This is a genomic window from Polymorphobacter sp., assembly GCF_048007885.1.
Classification (GTDB): Bacteria; Pseudomonadota; Alphaproteobacteria; order Sphingomonadales; family Sphingomonadaceae; genus Sandarakinorhabdus.
The window spans coordinates 1505604-1526492 of sequence record NZ_CP180346.1 but is presented as its reverse complement, the minus strand read 5'-3'; the positions used below and the strand labels follow the sequence as shown (position 1 = coordinate 1526492).

The 20889-nt window shown below is 66.1% G+C and carries 10 protein-coding genes; 8 read left to right on the top strand and 2 right to left on the bottom strand.

Annotated features, from left to right (window positions below; translation table 11 throughout):
• The first annotated feature begins 1 nt into the window (after position 1).
• The 8 genes from ACMVO5_RS07170 (at position 2) to ACMVO5_RS07135 (ending at position 17572) form a co-directional block, all read left to right on the top strand.
• On the top strand, positions 2–1330 hold the full coding sequence (locus tag ACMVO5_RS07170) for a PQQ-binding-like beta-propeller repeat protein (protein WP_416906841.1): 1329 nt from the start codon (positions 2–4) through the stop codon (positions 1328–1330).
• 16 nt (positions 1331–1346) lie between these two features.
• Positions 1347–2792 carry a ribosome biogenesis GTPase Der gene (der, locus tag ACMVO5_RS07165; protein ID WP_416906840.1) on the top strand — a complete coding sequence of 482 codons (1446 nt, stop codon included), beginning with the start codon at positions 1347–1349 and terminating at the stop codon, positions 2790–2792.
• Positions 2793–3049: 257 nt separating this feature from the next.
• The gene (locus tag ACMVO5_RS07160; protein ID WP_416906839.1) at positions 3050–6223 is read left to right on the top strand and encodes a beta strand repeat-containing protein; all 3174 of its coding nucleotides are present in this window, start codon (positions 3050–3052) and stop codon (positions 6221–6223) included.
• Positions 6108–13958 (top strand): autotransporter-associated beta strand repeat-containing protein, encoded by a 7851-nt coding sequence (locus tag ACMVO5_RS07155; protein ID WP_416909327.1) that lies wholly within the window; start codon positions 6108–6110, stop codon positions 13956–13958. Before ACMVO5_RS07160 ends, ACMVO5_RS07155 begins: the two co-directional genes overlap by 116 nt.
• A gap of 101 nt (positions 13959–14059) precedes the next feature.
• Positions 14060–15070, top strand: coding sequence for a threonine aldolase family protein (locus tag ACMVO5_RS07150; protein WP_416906838.1), 1011 nt, complete (start codon positions 14060–14062; stop codon positions 15068–15070).
• Positions 15067–15972: a DMT family transporter gene (locus ACMVO5_RS07145; protein ID WP_416906837.1), complete on the top strand. Its 906-nt coding sequence runs from the start codon at positions 15067–15069 to the stop codon at positions 15970–15972. Before ACMVO5_RS07150 ends, ACMVO5_RS07145 begins: the two co-directional genes overlap by 4 nt.
• Positions 15973–15987: 15 nt before the next feature.
• Positions 15988–16680: a Crp/Fnr family transcriptional regulator gene (locus ACMVO5_RS07140; protein ID WP_416906836.1), complete on the top strand. Its 693-nt coding sequence runs from the start codon at positions 15988–15990 to the stop codon at positions 16678–16680.
• Between the two features lie 82 nt (positions 16681–16762).
• Positions 16763–17572 carry a universal stress protein gene (locus ACMVO5_RS07135; protein ID WP_416906835.1) on the top strand — a complete coding sequence of 270 codons (810 nt, stop codon included), beginning with the start codon at positions 16763–16765 and terminating at the stop codon, positions 17570–17572.
• Positions 17573–17767: 195 nt separating this feature from the next.
• Here ACMVO5_RS07135 and ACMVO5_RS07130 read toward each other — a convergent pair whose 3' ends face one another.
• Positions 17768–20047 (bottom strand): xanthine dehydrogenase family protein molybdopterin-binding subunit, encoded by a 2280-nt coding sequence (locus ACMVO5_RS07130; protein ID WP_416906834.1) that lies wholly within the window; start codon positions 20045–20047, stop codon positions 17768–17770.
• Positions 20044–20859, bottom strand: coding sequence for an SDR family NAD(P)-dependent oxidoreductase (locus ACMVO5_RS07125; RefSeq protein ID WP_416906833.1), 816 nt, complete (start codon positions 20857–20859; stop codon positions 20044–20046). Before ACMVO5_RS07125 ends, ACMVO5_RS07130 begins: the two co-directional genes overlap by 4 nt.
• Positions 20860–20889: the final 30 nt, after the last annotated feature.

Genomic DNA, 20889 nt, shown 5'->3' with positions numbered 1-20889 from the left:
CATGGCAATGCGGCGGATTTCGGTAGCGGTCCTGATCAGCCTTGGCCTCGCGGTCTCGGGCTGCGGCATCTTCAAGGGCGGCAAGAAGACGCCCACCACCGTTGGCGAGCGCATCCCGATCCTCACCTATGAGAGCAAGGCGGAAGCCGAGGCCGAACTGCAGGGCACCACGGTAGTGCTGCCGCTCGAAGAAGCGCGCGCCGACTGGGGCCAGCCCGGCGGCACACCGGACAAGAGCAACGGCCATCTCAGCTGGTCGGGCGCGCTCGAACGGGTCTGGACCGCTTCGATCGGGTCCGGCAGCAGCAGCACCCGCCGGCTCAATGCGGCGCCCGTGGTTCATCGCGGCCGCGTCTTCACCATCGACACGATGGGCGAGGTGCGCGCCTTTGACGCCCGGACCGGCGGTCTCGCCTGGTCGGACAAGATCAGGCTCAAGGGCCAGGCGCAGGGCATCGCCTTTGGCGGCGGCGTCAGTGCCGACAATGGCCGTGTCTTCGCCACCACCGGCTTTGGCATTTTGGTCGCCTATGATGCCAGCCAGGGTGTCGAGCTCTGGCGCGCCACCGTGCCGGTGCCGCTGCGCGGCGCGCCCACGGTTGCCGGTGACCGGCTGTTCGTCATGTCGCAGGACAATCAGCTCTTCGCCTTTGACGTCGAGACCGGCAGCCAGCTCTGGAACGTGACCGGTACGGTCGAGGTCGCCGGCCTGCTCGGGGCCGGCGCGCCGGCCGTCGCGCTGGGCACGGTCGTCGTCGGCTTTGGCTCGGGCGAACTGACCGCGCTGCGCGCCGAAAACGGCCGCACCGTCTGGTCGGATGCGCTCACCCGCACCGGCCGCGCCACGGCGATGGCGGCGCTCTCCGATATCGACGCCTCGCCGGTGATCGACCGCGGCCGGGTCTTCGCCATCGGCCATGGCGGGCGCATGGCGGCGCTCGAAATCGCCACCGGCCAGCGCGTGTGGGAACGCAATTTCGCCGGCGTCTGGACGCCGTGGGTGGCAGGCGAGTTCATCTATACGGTCACGCTCGAAGGCGAGCTTCTCTGCCTCACGCGGTCGGAAGGAAAGGTCCGCTGGGTCACCGAGCTCGACCGCTGGAAAAACCCCAAGAAGAAGACCAAGCCGATCTATTGGGCCGGCCCGGTGCTCGGCTCGGAAAAGCTGCTGGCGGTCAGCTCCGACAAGAGCATCGTCATGGTCGATGCCTATGAGGGCAAGGTCCTCAAGACCGCCAAGCTGGGGGCCGCTGCCTATCTGCCGCCCGTGCTGGCCGGCGGGCTGGCCTATGTGCTGACCGATGACGGCCGGCTGAGCGCGTGGCGCTGAGCATGGGTCGCTGACCATGGCCGGCAAGAGCGGCCGAAGAGGGCGCACCGCGGCCACGCCGCTGCCCGCCGACGCCGCCCGCGTGGCCATCGTCGGCCGGCCCAATGTCGGCAAGTCGACGCTGTTCAACCGGCTGATCGGCCGCAAGCTGGCGATTGTCGATGATACCCCCGGCGTCACCCGCGACCGGCGCGAAGGCCGCGCCAGCCTGCATGATCTCGACTTCATCGTCATCGACACCGCCGGCTTCGAGGATGACACCGCCGCCAGCCTGTCGGGCCGGATGCGGGCACAGACCGATGCGGCGGTCAGCACCGCCGATGTCGCGCTGCTGGTCTATGATGCACGTGCCGGTGTGACCCCGCTTGACCGGCATTTCGCCAGCTGGCTGCGCAAGCGCGGCACGCCGCTCATCCTCGTCGGCAACAAGGCCGAGGGTCGCGCCGCAAGCCCGGGCCTGGCCGAAGGCCATGCGCTGGGCTTCGGCGCGCCCGTACCAATCTCGGCCGAGCATGGCGAGGGCATGGCCGATCTGTTCGAAGCCCTGCTGCCACATCTCGACCGGCCGGCGCCGCCGCCGCCCGAGCCCGAGCCGGCCCGGCTCAGCGAGGACGGCATCGAGCTGGAGCCGGAATGGGTCGAGCCGCCGGCAGGCCCGCTCAAAATGGCCATTGTCGGCCGCCCCAACGCCGGCAAATCGACGCTCATCAACACGCTGATCGGCGAGCAGCGGCTGGTGGTCGGCCCCGAAGCCGGCATCACGCGCGATTCGATCGCCATCGACTGGGAATGGCAGGGCGCGCCGGTGCGGCTGGTCGACACCGCCGGGCTGCGCAAGCGCGCCCGGGTGCAGGACCGGATCGAGAAAGCCGCCGCCGCCGACACGCGTCAGGCCATCGACCTCGCCGAAGTCGTCGTGCTGCTGCTCGATGCCACGCTCGGCCTCGAAGCGCAGGATCTGCGCATAGCCGATCTGGTGCTCAGCGAAGGCCGCGCGCTGGTCATTGCGCTCAACAAATGGGACGTCGCCGAAGATCAGAGCAAGCTCTTCCAGGGCGTGCGCAGGGCGCTGGATGACGGGCTCAGCCAGATCCGGGGCGTCCCGCTGGTCGCCATCTCGGGGGCGACCGGCAAGGGCCTCGGCCTGCTGATGAAGGTGGCGGGCGAAGCGCGCGATCGCTGGTCGAGGCGGGTGCCGACCTCGGCGCTCAACCGCTGGTTCGAGGCGACGCTCACACGCAATCCGCCGCCGGCCGCCGGCGGCGTTCAGATCAAGCTGCGCTACGTCTCGCAAGTGGCGAGCCGGCCGCCAACCTTCGTCGTGTTCGGCAACCGCACCGACCGGCTCCCGGCAAGCTATTTGCGATTCCTCGTCAACAGCCTCCGCGATGACCTCGATTTCGAAGGCGTGCCGATCCGCCTGAGCGTGCGCGGCGGGCGAAACCCCTACAGCACCGACTGAACTGCGGCCCGGCCCGATCCGTCGATTGTCATGGCCGATGCATCCCATGCATCGTTAAGTCCGTTTTGACCTCGAAACAGGGCGGCTCGCCAGATGAATATTGTTCATTCTCATCAGCATCGACTTGCCTTTCATCCCATTCTCAGTAAGGTTTACCGGTAATATCGTTCAATTTTGTCCAGTCGTTTCCGGGGGCCTGTCCTATGATCATCCATCCGCTTTCTTCTTCGTTCGTTCGCAACAAGGCAGGTGAGGGCATGCGGCGGGGGTCTGAGCGACTCGGCCTGCGCGGCTCGCTCATTGGCCTGTCGATCTCCGGGCTTGTGCTCGCCAGCACGGCGCTGGTCCCGGCCAGCGTCGCGGCGCAGACGATCGATCTTGGCACCGGTTCGGTCACCCTCAACGAAGCTGCCGACTTTATCCCCGGCTCGGTCTTCACCAACGGCGAAGTCATCATCCAGCCCTTCGCCACCTTCGATCCCTTCCTCTTCGATGCCACGCTCAGCGATACGCTGGGGCCCGCCTCGCTGACCAAGATCGGGACGCGTCCGCTGGAACTGCTGTCCGCAGGCAGCACGCACAGCGGCGAAACGCTGCTCACGGCCAGTCTCGTCACGACCCGCGTGGCCAATGCGCTGTCGCCGTTTTCGGTTCTGACGATCGGCACGACAGCCATCGTCGATCTGGGTGGGTTTGATCAGCAGGTTGCCGCGCTCGGCGGGGCCGCCGGCGGGATCCTGCGCAACACGTCCATGGTCAACGCCCCGGCGACGCTGACAGTCGGCGGCAGCCTCACGAGGAATTTTTTCGGGCTGATCAGCGAGACTGGTGGTGCGATCTCCATCGTCAAAGATGGGTCTGGTCTTCAGGGCTTTGACAATGCGGCCAACAATTTCACCGGCGGCGTGAGCCTGCGGGGCGGCACATTGCGCTACGGCCTTGATGGGTCGCTCGGCACCGGCGCAATCACCGTTGATGCCCTTGGCGCGACCATCAATCCGCTGTCGAACGGTACGGTCCTCAGCAATGATGTCGTTCTTAATTCCGGCGTGGACGTGACGCTGAGCACGGTGACGCGCTGGAACGGCGTGGTTTCGGGTGCAGGCGCCATCGAAAAGCTCGGCTCTGGCGATCTTGTTCTCGCCAATGCGGCGAACAGCTTCACCGGCGGTATCGACGTTTCCGACGGCCGGCTTCTGATTGCTGCGGACAATGTGCTGGGTACTGGCGACGTTCGGTTCACCAACTCCATCGCGCGCTTCGGAACCGACGGCAATATCTCGGCCAGCGTCGACAACAATTTCATTCTTCAGGCGCAGATGAACGTCGACGCGCCCAGTGTCGGCAACGTGCTGACTCTCGCTGGCGTGGTGTCCGGGGCCGAGGGCATTTTCCTCCGCGCCCCCGGCGGCGGCACGCTGTCGCTCACGGGCAACAATAGCTTCTCTGGCGGCATCGAGATTGACACCGGCAATCTTTCGGTAGGCAGCAATGCCGCGCTCGGCACGGCCTCGGTATTCTTCAGCACCACTTCGGGCAATCTGCTTGCCGGGGCGGATGGTCTGGTCGTCAGCAACACGCTGCGGCTGGCGCGCGACGTCACGGTCAACTCGGGTGCTGGCACCTTCACCCTCTCTGGCGGCCTGATCAACGCCACGGGCGAAACCGGCGGCATCACCAAGTCGGGCGCCGGCGCGCTGATCATCTCGGGCACCACCACCTACACCGGTGGCACCTCGGTCAACGAGGGCACGCTTCAAGTCGATGGCACACTTGGCGGTGACGTCCAACTGATCGGCGGCACGACCGTGACCGGCAGCGGTTCGATCGGCGGCACCCTGTCGACGGCCGAAGGCGCCACGATCGCGCCGGGCAATTCGCCGGGCACGCTCGCCATCGGCGGCAACCTTGAACTCATCTCTGCCGACACGCTCGAATTCGAGCTTGCCAATCCGGCCGTTGTCGGCGGCGGCGTCAACGATCTGATCACCGTCGGCGGCGACCTGATTCTCGATGGCGCCATCGACATCATCCCGCTCACCGGCTTCAGCTTCGGCACCTACACCATCATCACCTATGGCGGCACGCTCACCGACAATGGCCTGTCGCTCGGCCTGCTGCCCACCGATGTTGGCGCGACGGTTGAGCTCGGCACCGCCGGCCTCGTCCAGCTCGATGTCTTCTTCGCAGGTGTCGAACAATATTGGGACGGCGCCAACACCGTCTCCAACAATCTGATCGACGGCGGCACCGGCACCTGGAGCGACGCTGGCCTGAACTGGACCAACCTGGCCGGCGACACCAACCTGCCCTGGGCAGATGTTGTCGCCGTCTTCACCACCACCGGCGGTGACGTGACCGTCGACGGCGCCAAGACCGTCGCCGGCCTGACCTTCGAGGTCGATGGCTATAATCTCTCGGGTGACGAGCTCCAGCTGTCGGTTGTCAACCCGACCCTCATCGACGTGCAGACCGGCACCACCACCATCAGCAACGTCATTTCGGGTTCCGCCATTACCAAGGGCGGCGCTGGGACGTTGGTCCTCAACGGCGCCAACACCTACACGGGCGACACCGCGCTCAATGCGGGCGCCATCCAGCTTGGCAATGCCAGCGCGCTTGGCGCGGGTAGTTTGGCGATGGCCGACGGCACTGTGCTTCGAAATGGTGTGACGCCGCTGTCGATTGCCAATGACATCGCCGTCACCGGCACAGGCGTCATCGATCTGATGGATGGCCTGTTCTTCCTGGCCGGCGATATTTCGGGCGGTGCGCTGTCGATCCTGAGCACGGATGTGGGCGCGACGCTTGCCAACCGGTTCGTGTCGCTTTCGGGGGCCAACACCTATACGGGTGGCACGACGATCACCGGTGTGACGGTGAGCATCAACGCCGATACGCATCTCGGTGATGCGGCAGGCACGCTGGCGATCGAAGAGGGTCAGCTGTTCACCCAGTCGACCTTTACCATGAACCGGGCGACGACGCTGACCACTTTTGGTGAGTTTGCCGTCAATCTCCCGGCGACGGTGTTGACCAAGGACGGCCTGATTTCTGGCGACGGCGAGCTTCGCAAGCTGGGAACGGGCACGCTGGTTCTCGGCAATGCAGCCAACAGCTTTGCCGGCGATGTTGTGATCCAGGGCGGCACGCTTCAGGTCGATTCCGAAGGCGCGCTGGGCGCGGGCAACCTCCGCTTCGAGGCGCTTGGCGGCACGCTGGCGCTGACCTCGGGGATCGAGACCGCGAAGACGGTGCTGTTGAGCGCTGATGGCACGATCGACACGGTTGCGGGCGATTTCGACCTTGTCGGGCGTGATCTCGGGCACCGGCGCGCTGTCGAAGGATGGTCCGGCACAGCTGACGCTGACCGGCGTCAACACCTACAGCGGCGGCACCAATCTCAATGCCGGCGCACTGCGCATCGATAACGATAGCGCGATCGGCACCGGCACGCTGACCACGCAGGACGGCACGACCTTCGTCGCCGGCATCGGCGCCAGCCAGACGATCACGCTGGCCAATGACATCGTCTTTGACACTGGCACGACGACGATCGACCTTCTCGGCAGCAGCTACAGCGTCAACGCCACCACCGGCGGCGTGCTGACCACCGGCACCGCGCTCACGCTCAATGGCGCGATCAGCGGCGCCGGCGGCTGGGTCAGCCAGAATTCGGGCACCGTCTTCATCAACGGCGACAACAGCTACGCCGGCGGCACCGAACTGACCAATGCCGCTGTCTTCGTGGGCAGCGACACCGCGCTCGGCACTGGTCTCGTGACGCTCAATGACTTCTCTGCGGTTCAGAACGAATCGGGTGGTGCGCTCGCGCTCGCGAACGATTTCCTCGTCAACGCGGTGGCGCCGTTCGGCGCGGTCGTCGGCGGTGCCGATGATCTCACCCTTTCGGGCGTGTTCAGCGGCGCTGGCGTCCTCGACAAGGCCGGCGTCGGCACGGTCACCGTCACCGGCATCAGCGACTTTGGCGGTGTGCTCAACGTCAATGACGGCAGCTTCATCGTCGAAACCGGCGCCGAATTTGGCGGTGCCACGCTCGAAACCACCATCCGCAACGGCGCGCTTCTGGGCGGCACGGGCACGGTCGTCGGCAATGTCACCATGGCCGATGCCGCGATCCTCAGCCCCGGCGCTTCGCCCGGCACGCTCACCATTGCCGGTGACCTCAACCTTTCGGGCGCCACTGATCTCCAGTGGGAGCTGGGCCAGGCCTATGCGCTCGGCGGCGCGCTCAACGACCGGGTCATCGTCGACGGCAACCTGACGCTCGATGGTCTGCTGACCGTCACCGAATCGGCTGGCGGCGCCTTCACGCTCGGCGTCTACAATCTGTTCAGCTATGGCACGCTCACTGACAATGAACTGACCATCCAGACCCTGCCCGGCGGCTTTACCGGCTTTGTCCAGAACAACACCGCCGCGCAGCAGATCAATCTGATCGTCACCCAGCCCGGCACCTTCATCCAATATTGGGACGGCGCGGACGAGATCGGCGACGGCGCCATCGGCGGCGGCGCCGGCAGCTGGACCACGGCCAGCACCAACTGGACCGGATCGGCCATCGATCCGCTCGCCTTCCCCACCCCCGGCGGCGCACCGAGCGATCTCAACACCAGCTGGCAGCCGAACAGCGTGGGCGTCTTCCAGGGCGCGGGCGGCATTGTCTCTGTGGACAATGACTTCACCTTCCAGGGCCTGCAGTTCCTCACCGACGGCTATGAGCTGACTTTTGGTGGCGGCAGCCTGACCGTCGGCAGTCCGCAGAGCTTCATCTACACTGAGGCTGGTGTCTCGACCGTAGTCGGCGCGCTGTTGACCGGTGCTGGCCAGCTTCTCAAGCAGGGTGCTGGCACGCTGGTCTTGAACCAAGCCAATGACTATGCTGGCGGCACGCTGCTGCAGCTGGGCACCATTGGGGTAACCGACAATCTCTCATTGGGCACTGGCACGTTGGAGATGTTGGACGGCACCACACTGGATGCGCTGACCACGCCGATCACACTGGCCAATGATATCATCACCAACGGCGTCGCGACGATCATTGGCACCGGCGATGTCTTCAGCACTGACGTGTTTACGCTGGGTGGCGTGATTTCTGGTGCTGGATCGCTGTTCGTTGCAGACGGCGGCACGGTTCGCCTCTCTGGCGTCAACACCTATGCCGGCGGCACCGAGATTGACGCCGAGACGCGTGTGATCGTCACCAATGATTCGGCGCTGGGCACGGGTCAGGTCACCATGGGTGATGTCTCTCGCCTGGCGGCTGAAGGCGGCGACATCACGCTCGCCAACGACATTCTCATCCCCGCCTTCCGCGGCTTCTTCGAGACCAACGGCAATGTGTTCACGCTGAACGGCACGATCAGCGGTGGCGGCGCGGTGGCGACGCTGGGCGATGGCGGCAATCTGGTCCTCAACGGGGACAATACGCACACTGGCGGCGTCAACATCGGCGGCAACAGCACGTTCGGCACCGTCACGCTGGGCAGCGACACCGCTGCTGGCACCGGCCTGATCACCCTGTTTGGCGATCATACGCTGGCGGCTGGCACGGACATCACCATCGCCAATGCGGTTCAGATCAACGCGGGCGAAGGGATTGTCGATAGCGGCGCCTTCACCTTCACCATCGACGGTGTCGTGTCGGGCGTTGGCGGGTTGAACAAGATCGGCGCGGGCAATCTCGTTCTCGCCGGCATCAACACCTATGCGGGTGGCACATTCCTCGATGAAGGCTCGATCACGGTCACCAACGATTCCTCGCTTGGCACCGGCGACCTGACCGCAGAAGACGGAACCACGCTGCTCAACGGGACCGCGCCGCTGGCCGGCCCGGTCACGCTGGCCAACAATATCATCATGAATGGCGGCTTCACGATCGGCTTGCAGGGCACCGATGCTACCATCGCGCCGGATGGCACTGTGACCGCCGACGGCAATGATCTGACGCTGAATGGCGTCGTGTCCGGCGCTGGTCCGCTCAATGTCGAAGGCTTCGGCTTCCTGACGTTGAACGGCGTCAACACCTACACCGGTGGCACGGTCGTCACCGGCGCTGGCGTGAATGCGGGCACCGATTCCGCGTTCGGCACGGGTGACATCACCTCCATCGACGGCGCGCTTGGCAACATCAGTGGGGCGCTGCGCACGATTGCCAACAATGTCGTCCTGACCGGCGATCTCGCCGTGGTCGGCACCAGCGACATCACGCTGGATGGCGTGATCTCGGGCGGCGGTTTGCTTGAGAAGTTCACCGACACCGTGCTGACGCTGAACGGCGCCAATAGCTACAGCGGCGGCACCTCGCTGCTCGGTGGCACCATCGTCGTCGGCGACGATGCGGCACTGGGCACGGGCGACCTCGTCATGTCCACCGACACGACACTCTCTGCGGGTGTCGATGGCCTGAACATCGCCAACAACATCGAGACGCTGGCGAACGGCCTCGTGGCTTCAAACGGCTTCACCTTCACGCTGAATGGCGACATCAGCGGCGCGGGGTCGATCAGCCACGTCACGGCGGGCAATCTGGTCCTGAACGGTGACAACAGCTTCACCAATCTCGGCATCAATGTCGGCACCGTCACGCTCGGCACCGACACGGCGGCGGGCATTGGCGATATCGCCATTGCGTCCGATGCCACGCTGGCTGCGGGTGCAGACATCACCATCGCCAACGGCGTGCAGACGCTGGGCAACGGTCTGGTGGCCTCGAACGGCTTCACCTTCACGATCAACGGCAATGTCGACGGCCCTGGCTCGATCAGCCATGTCACCGGCGGTAACCTCGTCCTGAACGGCAACAACAGCTTCACCAATCTCGGCATCAATGTCGGCACCGTCACGCTCGGCACCGACACGGCGGCAGGCATCGGCTTCATCGCGATCAACGATGATGCCACACTGGCCGCTGGCGCGGATGTAACCATCGCCAATGACATCGAGACGACCGGCAACGGTCTGCTCGCTTCGAACGGCTTCACCTTCACGCTCGATGGCAACATCGGTGGTGCGGGCTCGATCAGCCACGTCACCGACGGCAATCTGGTGCTGAACGGCGATAATTTCTTCACCAATCTTGGCATCAATGTCGGCACCGTCACGCTCGGCACCGACACGGCAGCGGGCATCGGCTTCATCGCGCTCAACAGCGATGCGACGCTGGCCGCCGGCGCGGATGTCACCATCGCCAATGACATCGAGACGACCGGCAACGGCCTGGTCGCTTCGAACGGCTTCACCTTCACGCTCAATGGCAACATCGGTGGGGCCGGCTCGATCAGCCATGTCACCGACGGCAATCTGGTGCTGAACGGCGATAATTTCTTCAACAACCTCGGCATCAACCGCGGCACTGTGACCCTTGGTTCAGACACGGCGGCGGGCATCGGCTTCATCGCGCTCAACAGCAATGCGACGATGGCCGCTGGCGGCGATGTGACCATCGCCAATGACATCGAGACGACCGGCAACGGCCTGCTGGCCTCGAACGGCTTCACCTTCACGCTCAATGGCAACATTGGCGGGGCCGGCTCGATCAGCCATGTCACCGACGGCAATCTGGTGCTGAACGGCGATAATTTCTTCGACAACCTCGGCATCAACCGCGGCACCGTCACGCTCGGCACCGATACGGCGGCGGGCATCGGTGACATCGCCATCGCGTCCAACGCCCGTCTGGCGGCCGGCGCCGACGTGACCATCGCCAATGGCGTGCAGACGCTGGGCAATGGTCTGGTGGCCTCCAATGGCTTCACCTTCACGCTCAACGGCAACGTCGATGGTCCTGGCTCGATCAGCCATGTCACGGCCGGTAACTTGGTGCTGAACGGCAATAACACGTTCAACAACCTCGGTATCAACGTCGGCACCGTCACGCTTGGTACCGATACTGCGGCCGGCATTGGCTTCATTGCGATCAATGATGATGCGACTCTGGCTGCTGGCGGGGATGTCACCATCGGGAACCTGATCGAGACGACAGCCAATGGTCTTGTCGCCTCGAACGGCTTCACCTTCACGCTGAATGGCAACATCGGCGGCGCCGGCTCGATCAGCCATGTGACCGAGGGCAATCTGGTGCTGAACGGCAACAACGCCTTCAACAACCTCGGCATCAACCGCGGCACCGTCACGCTCGGCTCCGACACGGCCGCCGGCATCGGCTTCATCGCGCTCAACAGCAATGCGCGTCTGGCCGCTGGCGATGACGTCACCATCGGCAACATCATCGAAACGACCGGCAACGGCCTGGTGGCCTCGAACGGCTTCACCTTCACGCTGAATGGCAACATCGGCGGCGCCGGCTCGATCAGCCATGTGACCGAGGGCAATCTGGTGCTGAACGGCAACAACGCCTTCAACAACCTCGGCATCAACCGCGGCACCGTCACGCTCGGCTCCGACACGGCCGCCGGCATCGGCTTCATCGCGCTCAACAGCAATGCGCGTCTGGCCGCCGGCGATGATGTCACCATCGGCAACATCATCGAAACGACCGGCAACGGCCTCGTCGCCTCGAATGGCTTCACCTTCACGCTCAATGGCAGCGTGGGCGGGGCCGGCTCGATCAGCCATGTCACCGAGGGCAATCTGGTGCTGAACGGCAACAACGCCTTCAACAACCTCGGCATCAACCGCGGCACCGTCACGCTCGGCTCCGACACGGCCGCCGGCATCGGCTTCATCGCGCTCAACAGCGATGCGACGCTGGCCGCTGGCGGCGATGTCACCATCGGCAACATCATCGAAACGACCGGCAACGGCCTCGTCGCCTCGAATGGCTTCACCTTCACGCTCAATGGCAGCGTGGGCGGGGCCGGCTCGATCAGCCATGTGACCGAGGGCAATCTGGTGCTGAACGGCAACAACGCCTTCAACAACCTCGGTATCAATGCCGGCACCGTCACGCTGGGCACCAACACGGCCGCTGGCATTGGTGAAATCGCCATCAACGACGGGGCGACGCTGGCCGCTGGTGCTGACGGCCTGACCATCACCAACATGGTCGAGACCACGGCTGCCGGCATCATCGACACCGGCGCCTTCGGCTTCACCATCGACGGCGTGATTGGCGGCCTCGGCAGCATCACCAAGAACGGGTCCGGCACGCTCTTCCTCACCCAGGACAACAGCTACGCCGGTGGCACCATCGTCAACGCCGGGGCGATCAGCATCCTGACCGCTGGCGGTCTGGGCACTGGCCCGTTGACGCTGGCTGGCGGCCTGATCTTCGGCGCCGACGGCATCGACTTCGCCAATGACATCACGCTGAGCGGCACCGCGCTGTTCGATGTGGCCGACAGCGCAACGCTGTCGGGCATCCTCAGCGGCTCGGGCTCGCTCACCAAGGCGGGCGTGGGCTCGCTGACGCTGGTCGGCCCGAACAGCTACACCGGCGGGACCATCATCACCGCCGGCACGCTGATCGGAAATTCCGAAAGCTTCGGCACGGGCGGCATCGCCAATGATGGCAGCCTCGTCTTCAACCAGATGGTTGATGGCACCTTTGGCGCCGTCATCTCGGGCAGCGGCACGGTTACCAAGCAGGGCAGCGCACGCCTGACCCTGTCGGGTGTCAGCACCTATACCGGCGCCACGCTGGTTTCAGCTGGTGACCTCAACGTCACCGGGTCGATCGGTGCTTCGACTGTCACGGTCGGCGAAGGCGCCAGCGTTTCCGGCACCGGCACGCTCGGCGGCCTGATCGTTCAGTCCGGCGCCACGGCTTCGCCCGGCAATTCGGTGGGCAGCCTCACCGTCAATGGCCCGGTGACCTTCCAGGCCGGCTCGACCTACGCCGCCGATGTGGAGCCTGCCGCCGCCGATCTGATCATCGCCTCCGGCCCGGCCTCGCTCGCCGGCACCTTGGCGCTGGACGTCGCGCCCGGCACCTACACCTTCGGCACCGGCTATACGCTCCTCTCGGCCTCCAGCATCAGCGGCACCTTTACCAGTGTGACCGGGCTCGACGGGTTCGGCGTCGCCTTCAACCCGTTGGTCAGCTACGCCGGCAACATGGTCCGCATCGCGCTGGCGCCGTCCTCCTTCGAAACGGTCCTCCCGGGCCTGACCGGCAATGCGCTCGAAGTGGCACGTGCCTTCGACCGGGCGGTGGCGGGCGGTTACAACCCGCAGCCCTTCTTCGATCTCTACACCCAGGGCTCGAACACCGTCGCGGCGCTCAACCAGCTCTCGGGCGAGATCCACAGCGCCGAGCGCCGGGTGGCGATGGAAGACACGCGGGTCGTGCGTGACACCGCCTTTGACCGCCTGAACGCTGGTCTGGCCGCGCTGGGCAACACCCAGTCGGCAACGATGAGCGACGGCGAGGCAGACACCACCTTCTGGCTCCGCGGCGCTGGCTCGTGGGGCACGGCCAGCGGTGACGATGTCGGCGCCCGGTTCACCACCGAGCAGATCGGCATCCTGACCGGTCTCGACTATGCCAAGAACGGCTTCAAGGTCGGCGCCGGCTTCACATACACCCAGAATGACATCGAGTCCGCCTTCGGCAACTCCCGGGTCAAGAGCACCGGCGGCATGCTCTATGCCGGCTACCGCGCCAACGGCTTCTCGCTCGGTGTCGGTGGCTCGGTCGCGGGTACCCGCGCGGACAGCAACCGTGCCATCACCGTGCCGGGCCTGGCACAGTCGCTGCGCGGCTCCGTCGAGGGCACGACCTACCAGCTGTTCGGTGAAGTGGCTTATGACCTCGCGGCCAGCAAGACGGCTCAGGTCTCGCCGTTCGCCCGCTATGCCTATGTCAGCCATCGCGCCAGCGAGTTTGGCGAGACGGGCGGCATTGCGGCGGTCAGCGGCCTGCGCCAAACCTACGACATCTCTGTCGCCCAGTTCGGTCTGCGGGCCGGTCTTGAACTCGGCGGCGGGGCTTCGCTCGTCGGCTCGGCGGCCTATCAGAATGTCTGGGGTGACCGGGCACCGATCGCCAACCTCACGATCGACGGTCTTGGCCAGTCGCAGGCCATCCGCGCCGCCGCTCTGGCGCGCCACAGCGCTGCGCTCGATGCCACCGCCAACTTCCGCATTGGCGACAAGGCCACGATCGGCATCGGCTACAACGGCGTGATCGGGGACAACAACAGCGATCATGGCGCCCGCGCCACGCTGACCATCGGCTTCTGAGCCGAGGGACCGACGCACAGACAAGGGGCGGGCCGCGACATCGGCCCGCCCCTTTTGTCATCGCGCTTGACCGGCACCAAGGCACTGGCTAGCGCCGCGACATGAACTTCAAGTCAGACAATGCAGCCTCGGTCTGCCCGGCCGTGCTGGACGCCATATTGTCAGCCGCACCTTCCGCGGCGGCGGCCTATGATGACGATGAGTGGTCCAGCCGGCTCGACGGCGCCTTCAGCGCGCTGTTCGGTCATGACTGCACCGTTCTCCCCGTCAACACCGGGACAGCGGCCAATGCGCTCGCACTGGCCGCGATGGTGCCCGGCTACGGCGCCGTCGTCTGCGAAACCGACGCCCATATTCATGTCGATGAATGTGGCGCGCCGGAGTTCTTTACCGGCGGGGCCAAGCTGCTGCTGGTCAAGGGCGAGCATGGCCGGCTGACGCCCGAGCGGCTCGCCGCCGGGCTGGCGGCACATCGCGGCGATGCGCATCAGGTGCAGATCGGCGCCCTCTCCCTCACCCAGGCGACCGAGGCCGGCACCGTTTACACACCCGACATGGTGGCCGCACTGGCCGCCCATGCCAAGGCGCGCGGCTGGCGGGTGCATATGGACGGCGCCCGCTTCGCCAATGCGGTGGCGCATCTCGGCTGCCACCCCGGCGATGTGACATGGCGGGCCGGTGTCGATGTGCTCAGCTTCGGCGCGATCAAGAACGGCGGCATGACAGCCGAAGCGCTGGTCGTCTTCGCGCCCGATCTCGCACCGCGCCTTCGCTTCCTGCGCAAGCGCGCCGGCCAGATGCCCAGCAAGGGGCGGTTTCAGGCGGCCCAGCTGCTGGCCATGATCGAAGGCGATGTCTGGCTGGCCAATGCGCGGGCCGCCAATGCCGCCGCCGCGCAGCTGGCAGCCGCTGCAGGCGCGCGCCTGCGCTATCCGGTCGAGGCCAATGAGCTGTTCTTGAAGATGCATCCCGGTGAGGTGAGCAGGCTGCGGGCCCAGGGCTTTGATTTCTACGATTGGGGCGATGCCGGCAGCGACGAGATCAGGCTGGTCACGGCCTGGGACATACCGCCCGCGCACGTCGCCGCTCTTGCCGAAGCGCTGGAGCAATGAGCACGCCCGCTGGCCGGTTCACGCCCCGGCTCTGGCTCTATTTCGCCATCGTCACGCTGATCTGGGGCTCGACATGGCTGGTCATCAAATATCAGCTTGGCGAGGTTCCGCCGTCCTGGTCGGTGACGTGGCGGTTCGTTGTCGCCGCGCTCATGCTGTTCGGCTTCTGCGGCCTCACCGGCCGCTCGCTGCGCTTGAGCCCGGCACAGCACCGGTTCGCGGCGCTCGTCGGGCTCACCCAGTTCATGCTCAATTTCAATTTCGTCTACCGGGCAGAGGCGCATATGGCCTCGGGGCTGGTGGCGCTGATCTTCGCTCTGCTGGTGATCCCCAATTCGCTGTTTGCCTGGGCGCTGCTCGGCCAGCGGGTGACGGTCCGCTTCATGGCCGGCAGCGCCATGGGCATCATCGGCGTGGTGATGATGGTCTGGACCGATCTGGCGCGCCCGGGCGAGGGTGGAGATGAGGTGGCGCTGGGTGTCGCGCTGGCGGTGGCCGGTGTGCTCTCGGCCAGCATCGCCAATGTCATGCAGGCCTCGTCCATGGGCCGCACCCTGCCGCTTGAAGGCGGGCTGGCCTGGTCGATGCTCTACGGCGCGCTGATGAATGCCGGCGTGGCGCTGCTGCTCTCCGGCCCGCCGGTCATCCTCTGGGAGGCCGGCTATCTCGCCGGCGTCGTCTATCTCGCGCTGGCGGCCTCGGCCGTCGCCTTCATCCTCTACTTCACCGTCGTGCGCGTCGTCGGGCCGGGCAAGGCGGCCTGGTCGGGCGTGCTCATTCCGCTGGTGGCGCTTGGCCTGTCCACGCTGTTCGAAGGCTTTGTCTGGAGCTGGCTGGCCGCGGTTGGCGCGGCCCTCGCGCTCGCCGGGCTGATTGTGGCGTTGCGCGCCCGCAGCACCTGACGCAAACTGCTCGCCATGGGGAGTCGCTGCGATAGCTGCATTGTGCGCGACCGGGCGCTGTGCGCAGCACTTGATCCGGCGGCGCTGCAGGCCTTGGGACGCATTGGCGTCGTGCGTCGGCTCGGGCGCGGTGAAACCCTCAGCTGGGCCGGCGATGATGCACCGACCTGCGCCACGCTGCAGTCCGGCGTCATGAAACTCGTCGTGGTGACCTCAGACGGCGAGCAGGCCATCGTCGGCATGCTGTTTCCCGGTGATTTCATCGGCCGCCCCTTTGGCGGCGTTCAGCAGCAGGATATCGTCGCCCTCACCGACGTGCAGATCTGCGCCTTTCCGCGCGCCGCTTTCGCAGCAACGCTGCGCGACCATCAGGCCATGCAGGAGCTGCTGCTGGCGCGCACCATGGCCGAGCTCGACCGGGCGCGGGACTGGCTGGTGCGCATGGGCCATGCCCGTGCCGGCGAGCGGGTGGCGGGCTTTCTCGAAGATGTCGCGCGGCGCCTCGGCGCGCTGGGCTGCGAGGGGCCGAGCGCGGTCGTCGAGCTGCCGCTCGGGCGCGGCGAGATGGCCGAGCTTCTGGGCCTGACCATCGAAACCGTCAGCCGGCAGATCTCGCGGCTGAAGACCATCGGCGCCATCTCGCTGCAGGGCACAAGGCGGCTCATCGTCGAAGATCCCGCGCTGCTGGCGCGTGCAGCGGGCCGCTGAACGCGTTCGGCGTTGACGTGGATCAATGCGGGCTGCGACACTCCACCCTAAGCTGGAGCAAATCAGCGATGGGAGAGGAAATATGAAGACGGTTCTGGTCCATATCGAGAGCGATGAAGGACAGGAGGCGCGGCTGCAGGCCGCCTTCGATCTGGCGCGCGCGTTCGGCGCGCATGTCAATTGCCTTCAGGTCACCCCCTATGCCGCCTATGCGCTGGGTGATGGCGGCATGAGCGGCTTTCCTGTCACCACCTTGATCGAGGCCATCGAGAAACAGCGCCGCCAGGACCGGGAAGTGGTGGAAGCCCGGCTCAAGACCGAAGGCGTCAGCTGGGATTGGGCGGCGCGCGACGGCGATGCCGTCCTGCGGCTGGCCGAAGCCTCGCGGCTCGCCGATGTCGTGGTGATGAGCGCCGGCACCTTCACTCGCTCGCCGCGCCTGCAACTCACCCTGACCGGCGATGTGGCGATGCAGGCCGCCGCTCCGGTGGTGGCCGTGGCGCCAGGCACCAAGGGGGTCGATGTGTCCGGCCCGGCGCTGGTGGCCTGGGACGGCTCGCGCGAGGCGGCCATGGCCATGCGCGGCAGCATGCCGATCCTGCACACCGCCAAGACCGTGCATTTGCTCACCGTCGAGGAAAAGCCGAGCGATTACCGGGCGTCTGATGCCGCGCGCTACCTGTCGCGCCATGGCATCGAGGCCGAGGTCATCGAAAAGGCGTCGGGCGGCCACACCGTCGAGGCGGTCATCCGCGAAGAGGTGATGCGGCTTGGCGCAACCATGCTCGTGCAGGGCGCCTATGGTCACTCGCGCCTGCGCCAGACGCTGTTCGGCGGGGTCACCAAGGGCATCCTGTCCGACCCGCCGGTGCCGCTCGTGCTCGGTCACTGATCGGCTCGTTTTTTTCGCGGTCGCGTCGGCTTTTTGATCCGGGTCAAGAATCGGCACGGCAAGGCTGCTAAGGATAATGACGGCAGCGCGGCCGACTATCCCGACTCCCCCGCTCTCTCACCGGGAAGCGCCAGCACTGACCAAAAAAGGGCCGCAGCGGCAACGCTGCGGCCCTGTTCCTGTCAGGCGTCCGGCTTATTCAGCCGCCAGCGGCTGGCGAAGCGACTGGGCGATGCGCCACAGCTTCTCGGGCGTCGCCGGCATTTCCAGCTGGGTGCCGTTCAGCGCGTCGATGATGGCGTTCATCACCGAGGGCATGGCACCGATGGTGCCGGCTTCGCCACAGCCCTTGACGCCCAGCGGATTGGTCGGGCTGGGCGTGCCCAGCGTGTCGAAGAGGATGTCGGCCGGCATGTCGTCAGCGCGCGGCACGCCATAGTCCATGAAGCTGCCGGTCACCAGCTGGCCGTCTTCGGAATAGACGACATCCTCCAGCAGCACCTGGCCAAGCCCCTGCGCCACGCCGCCATGGATCTGGCCCTGCACCAGCATCGGATTGACCAGCTTGCCGAAATCATCGACCAGGCTGTAGCGCTCGACCTTGACCCGCCCGGTGTCGGGGTCGAGCTCAATCTCGGCGATATGGCAGCCGTTGGGGAAGGTCGGCGCCGGCTGGCCGGTGGTGTATTTGGACCGACCGTCAAGCGCACCGGGGTGCTTGGCCGCCAGCTCGGACAGGCTGGTCGTCAGGTTGCTGTTCCTAGCCTTGAACACACCGGCTTCATAATCGATCTCATCGGCGCCTAGATCGGCCTTGGCCAGTTCGACGCCCCGCGCGATCATGTCATCGGCCGCCAGCAGACAGGCACCGCCGCCAAAGGCGAGGCTGCGCGAACCGCCCGTGCCATGCCCCTGGTCAAGCCGTGACGTGTCGCCCTGCACGATGCGCACCTGATCCATGGGAATGCCCAGCCGCTCGGCGGTCACCTGCGCATAGGCCGTCTCATGGCCCTGCCCATTCGATTGGGTGCCGACCGCCATCTCGACCATGCCATCGGTGGCCACGCGCACATCGGCATATTCATCGGTGCCGCCGCCGCCGGCGATCTCGACATAATAGGCCATGCCCCGGCCATAGCGCATGCCGCGCGCCTGCGCTGCGGCCTTGCGCGCCGCAAAGCCCGCCCAGTCGGCCTGCTTCATCGCCGCATCGAGCACGGCGGGGAAATTGCCAATGTCGAAGGTCAGGCCCAGGCCATTGTCATGCGGCAGCTCCGCCGGCGTCAGCAGATTCTGCCGGCGCAGCGCATCGGGCGTGGTGCCAAGCTCGCGCGCCGCGGCGTCCATCAGCCGCTCAAGGATATAGGCGCTCTCGGGCCGCCCAGCGCCGCGATAGGCATCGACCGGGGCCGTGTTGGTGACCACGCCGTGCACCAGATTGTGAATGGCCGGAATGCGGTAGACCCCGCCGATGATCGTGCCGCCGGCAATGGTCTGGATGGCCGGGCCGAACTGCGACTGATAGGCACCAAGGTCAGACCATGTCTCGACCGCCAGCCCGGTGATCCGGCCCTCGGCATCAAAGCCAAGCTTCGCTTCCGACACCATGGCCCGGCCATGGGTGTCGGTCTGGAAGGCATCCGAGCGCTCGCCGGTCCATTTGACCGGCCGGCCAAGCGCGCGCGCGGCGTGAAGCACGAGGGGATATTCATTGTAGACAAACGACTTCATGCCGAAGCCGCCGCCCACATCATGGGTGACCACCCGCAGCGCCTCGCCGTCAATGCCTATGATCTTCGAGATGATGTCGCGCAGCATCACCACGCCCTGGCTGCCTGTCGTCAGCGTGAATTCGCCGCTGTCGGCATCAAATTCGCCAATGGCGGCGCGAATCTCCATCGAGGTCGGCGCGACCCGGTTCTGCACGATGCGCATGCTGGTGACATGCGCGCTGGCCGCAATCGCCGCGCGGGCCGCCTCGCCGTCGCCCACCGCCCAGTCGAACAGCAGGTTGGTGCCGGCCTCGGGCCAGATCAGCGGCGCGTCAGGCGCGATTGCCGCTTCGATCGAGGCCGCCACGGGCAGATCCTCATACTCGACCTCGATCGCGTCCGCCCCGGCGCGCGCGGCCTCGCGGTTGGTGGCCACCACAAAGGCCACCGAATCGCCCACAAAGCGCACCCGGTCCTTGGCAAGCAGCGGCCGCAGCGTCGTCTTCGGGCCAGACAGCGGCACCAGACACGGCACCGGCCCATAATCGGCAACATCCTCATGCGTGTAGACCGCGACCACGCCGGGCACCGCAAGTGCGGGCGCCGTATCGATGCTCTTGATCTCGGCATGGCCATAGGGCGAGCGCAGCGTCGTCGCATAAAGCTGGCCGGGGCGCTGCATGTCGTCGGTGTAGCGACCCTCGCCCTTCAGCAAACGCATGTCCTCAACCCGCTTGACGGACTGACCGGCTCCAAACTTCATGATCTCTCCCCTTCCAGACAGGCGCGCAGGCCTTCCACATAGGTTGGATAGCGCAATTCGAGCGTGAGTTCGCGTGTCATTTTGCCGTTGGCCACCCTGCGACATTCAGCATAGAAGGCGCGCCCCATCGGGCTCAGAACGGCCGTTTCCAGCGGTTCGAGCGGCGGCACAGGCACGCCCAGCAGCCGCGCCGCATAGGCGGTCACCTCCTCGCCCGGCGCCGGCCTGTCATCGGCGATATTGTAGATGCCCGGCCCGCCCCGCGTCAGGCTGGCCATGAGCGCGGCCACAATGTCATCGACATGGATGCGGCTGAAGACATGGCCGGGCTTGTCGATCCGCGCGACCGGGCCGCGCCGCAGCCGGTCGATGGCCGAGCGGCCCGGGCCATAGATGCCGGGCAGGCGAAAGCAGCGCGCCTGCGGGTGAAGCGCCGTCCAGGCCTCATCGGCCGCCACCCGGCCCGCGCGCCGGCCAGCCAGCGGCGTCGCCTCGTCCACCCAGGCGCCGCCTGTGTCCCCATAAACCCCGGTGCTGCTCAGATAGCCCACCCAGCGCGCCGACGCTGCTGCCAGTACGTCGCCGTAGCGCGCCAATACAGGGTCATCTCCGTCCGCCGAAAGCGGCGGCACCGAGCTCAAGACGTGGCTTGCCGTCGCGATCGCCTCTGCAACTTGGGCGTCATCAAGACCCAGCGCCCCATCACTCGCTTGCGAGCGCGCGCGGGTGATGCGCGCGTCCGGATGCGCAGCGGCAAAGGCGGTGATGAACCGGCTGGCGGTATAGCCGGGGCCGAAAACGAGCAGGTGCATGCGCCAACGCTAGCGCCGCTGATGATCGTG

Excerpts from the sequence above, each read along its gene's own strand:
- ACMVO5_RS07130 (WP_416906834.1), bottom strand. The coding sequence starts at position 20,047 with ATGAAGTTTGGAGCCGGTCAGTCCGTCAAGCGGGTTGAGGACATGCGT.
- der (WP_416906840.1), top strand. The coding sequence starts at position 1,347 with ATGGCCGGCAAGAGCGGCCGAAGAGGGCGCACCGCGGCCACGCCGCTG.
- ACMVO5_RS07150 (WP_416906838.1), top strand. The coding sequence starts at position 14,060 with ATGAACTTCAAGTCAGACAATGCAGCCTCGGTCTGCCCGGCCGTGCTG.
- ACMVO5_RS07135 (WP_416906835.1), top strand. The coding sequence starts at position 16,763 with ATGAAGACGGTTCTGGTCCATATCGAGAGCGATGAAGGACAGGAGGCG.
- ACMVO5_RS07145 (WP_416906837.1), top strand. The coding sequence starts at position 15,067 with ATGAGCACGCCCGCTGGCCGGTTCACGCCCCGGCTCTGGCTCTATTTC.
- ACMVO5_RS07140 (WP_416906836.1), top strand. The coding sequence starts at position 15,988 with ATGGGGAGTCGCTGCGATAGCTGCATTGTGCGCGACCGGGCGCTGTGC.
- ACMVO5_RS07125 (WP_416906833.1), bottom strand. The coding sequence starts at position 20,859 with ATGCACCTGCTCGTTTTCGGCCCCGGCTATACCGCCAGCCGGTTCATC.
- ACMVO5_RS07170 (WP_416906841.1), top strand. The coding sequence starts at position 2 with ATGGCAATGCGGCGGATTTCGGTAGCGGTCCTGATCAGCCTTGGCCTC.
- ACMVO5_RS07160 (WP_416906839.1), top strand. The coding sequence starts at position 3,050 with ATGCGGCGGGGGTCTGAGCGACTCGGCCTGCGCGGCTCGCTCATTGGC.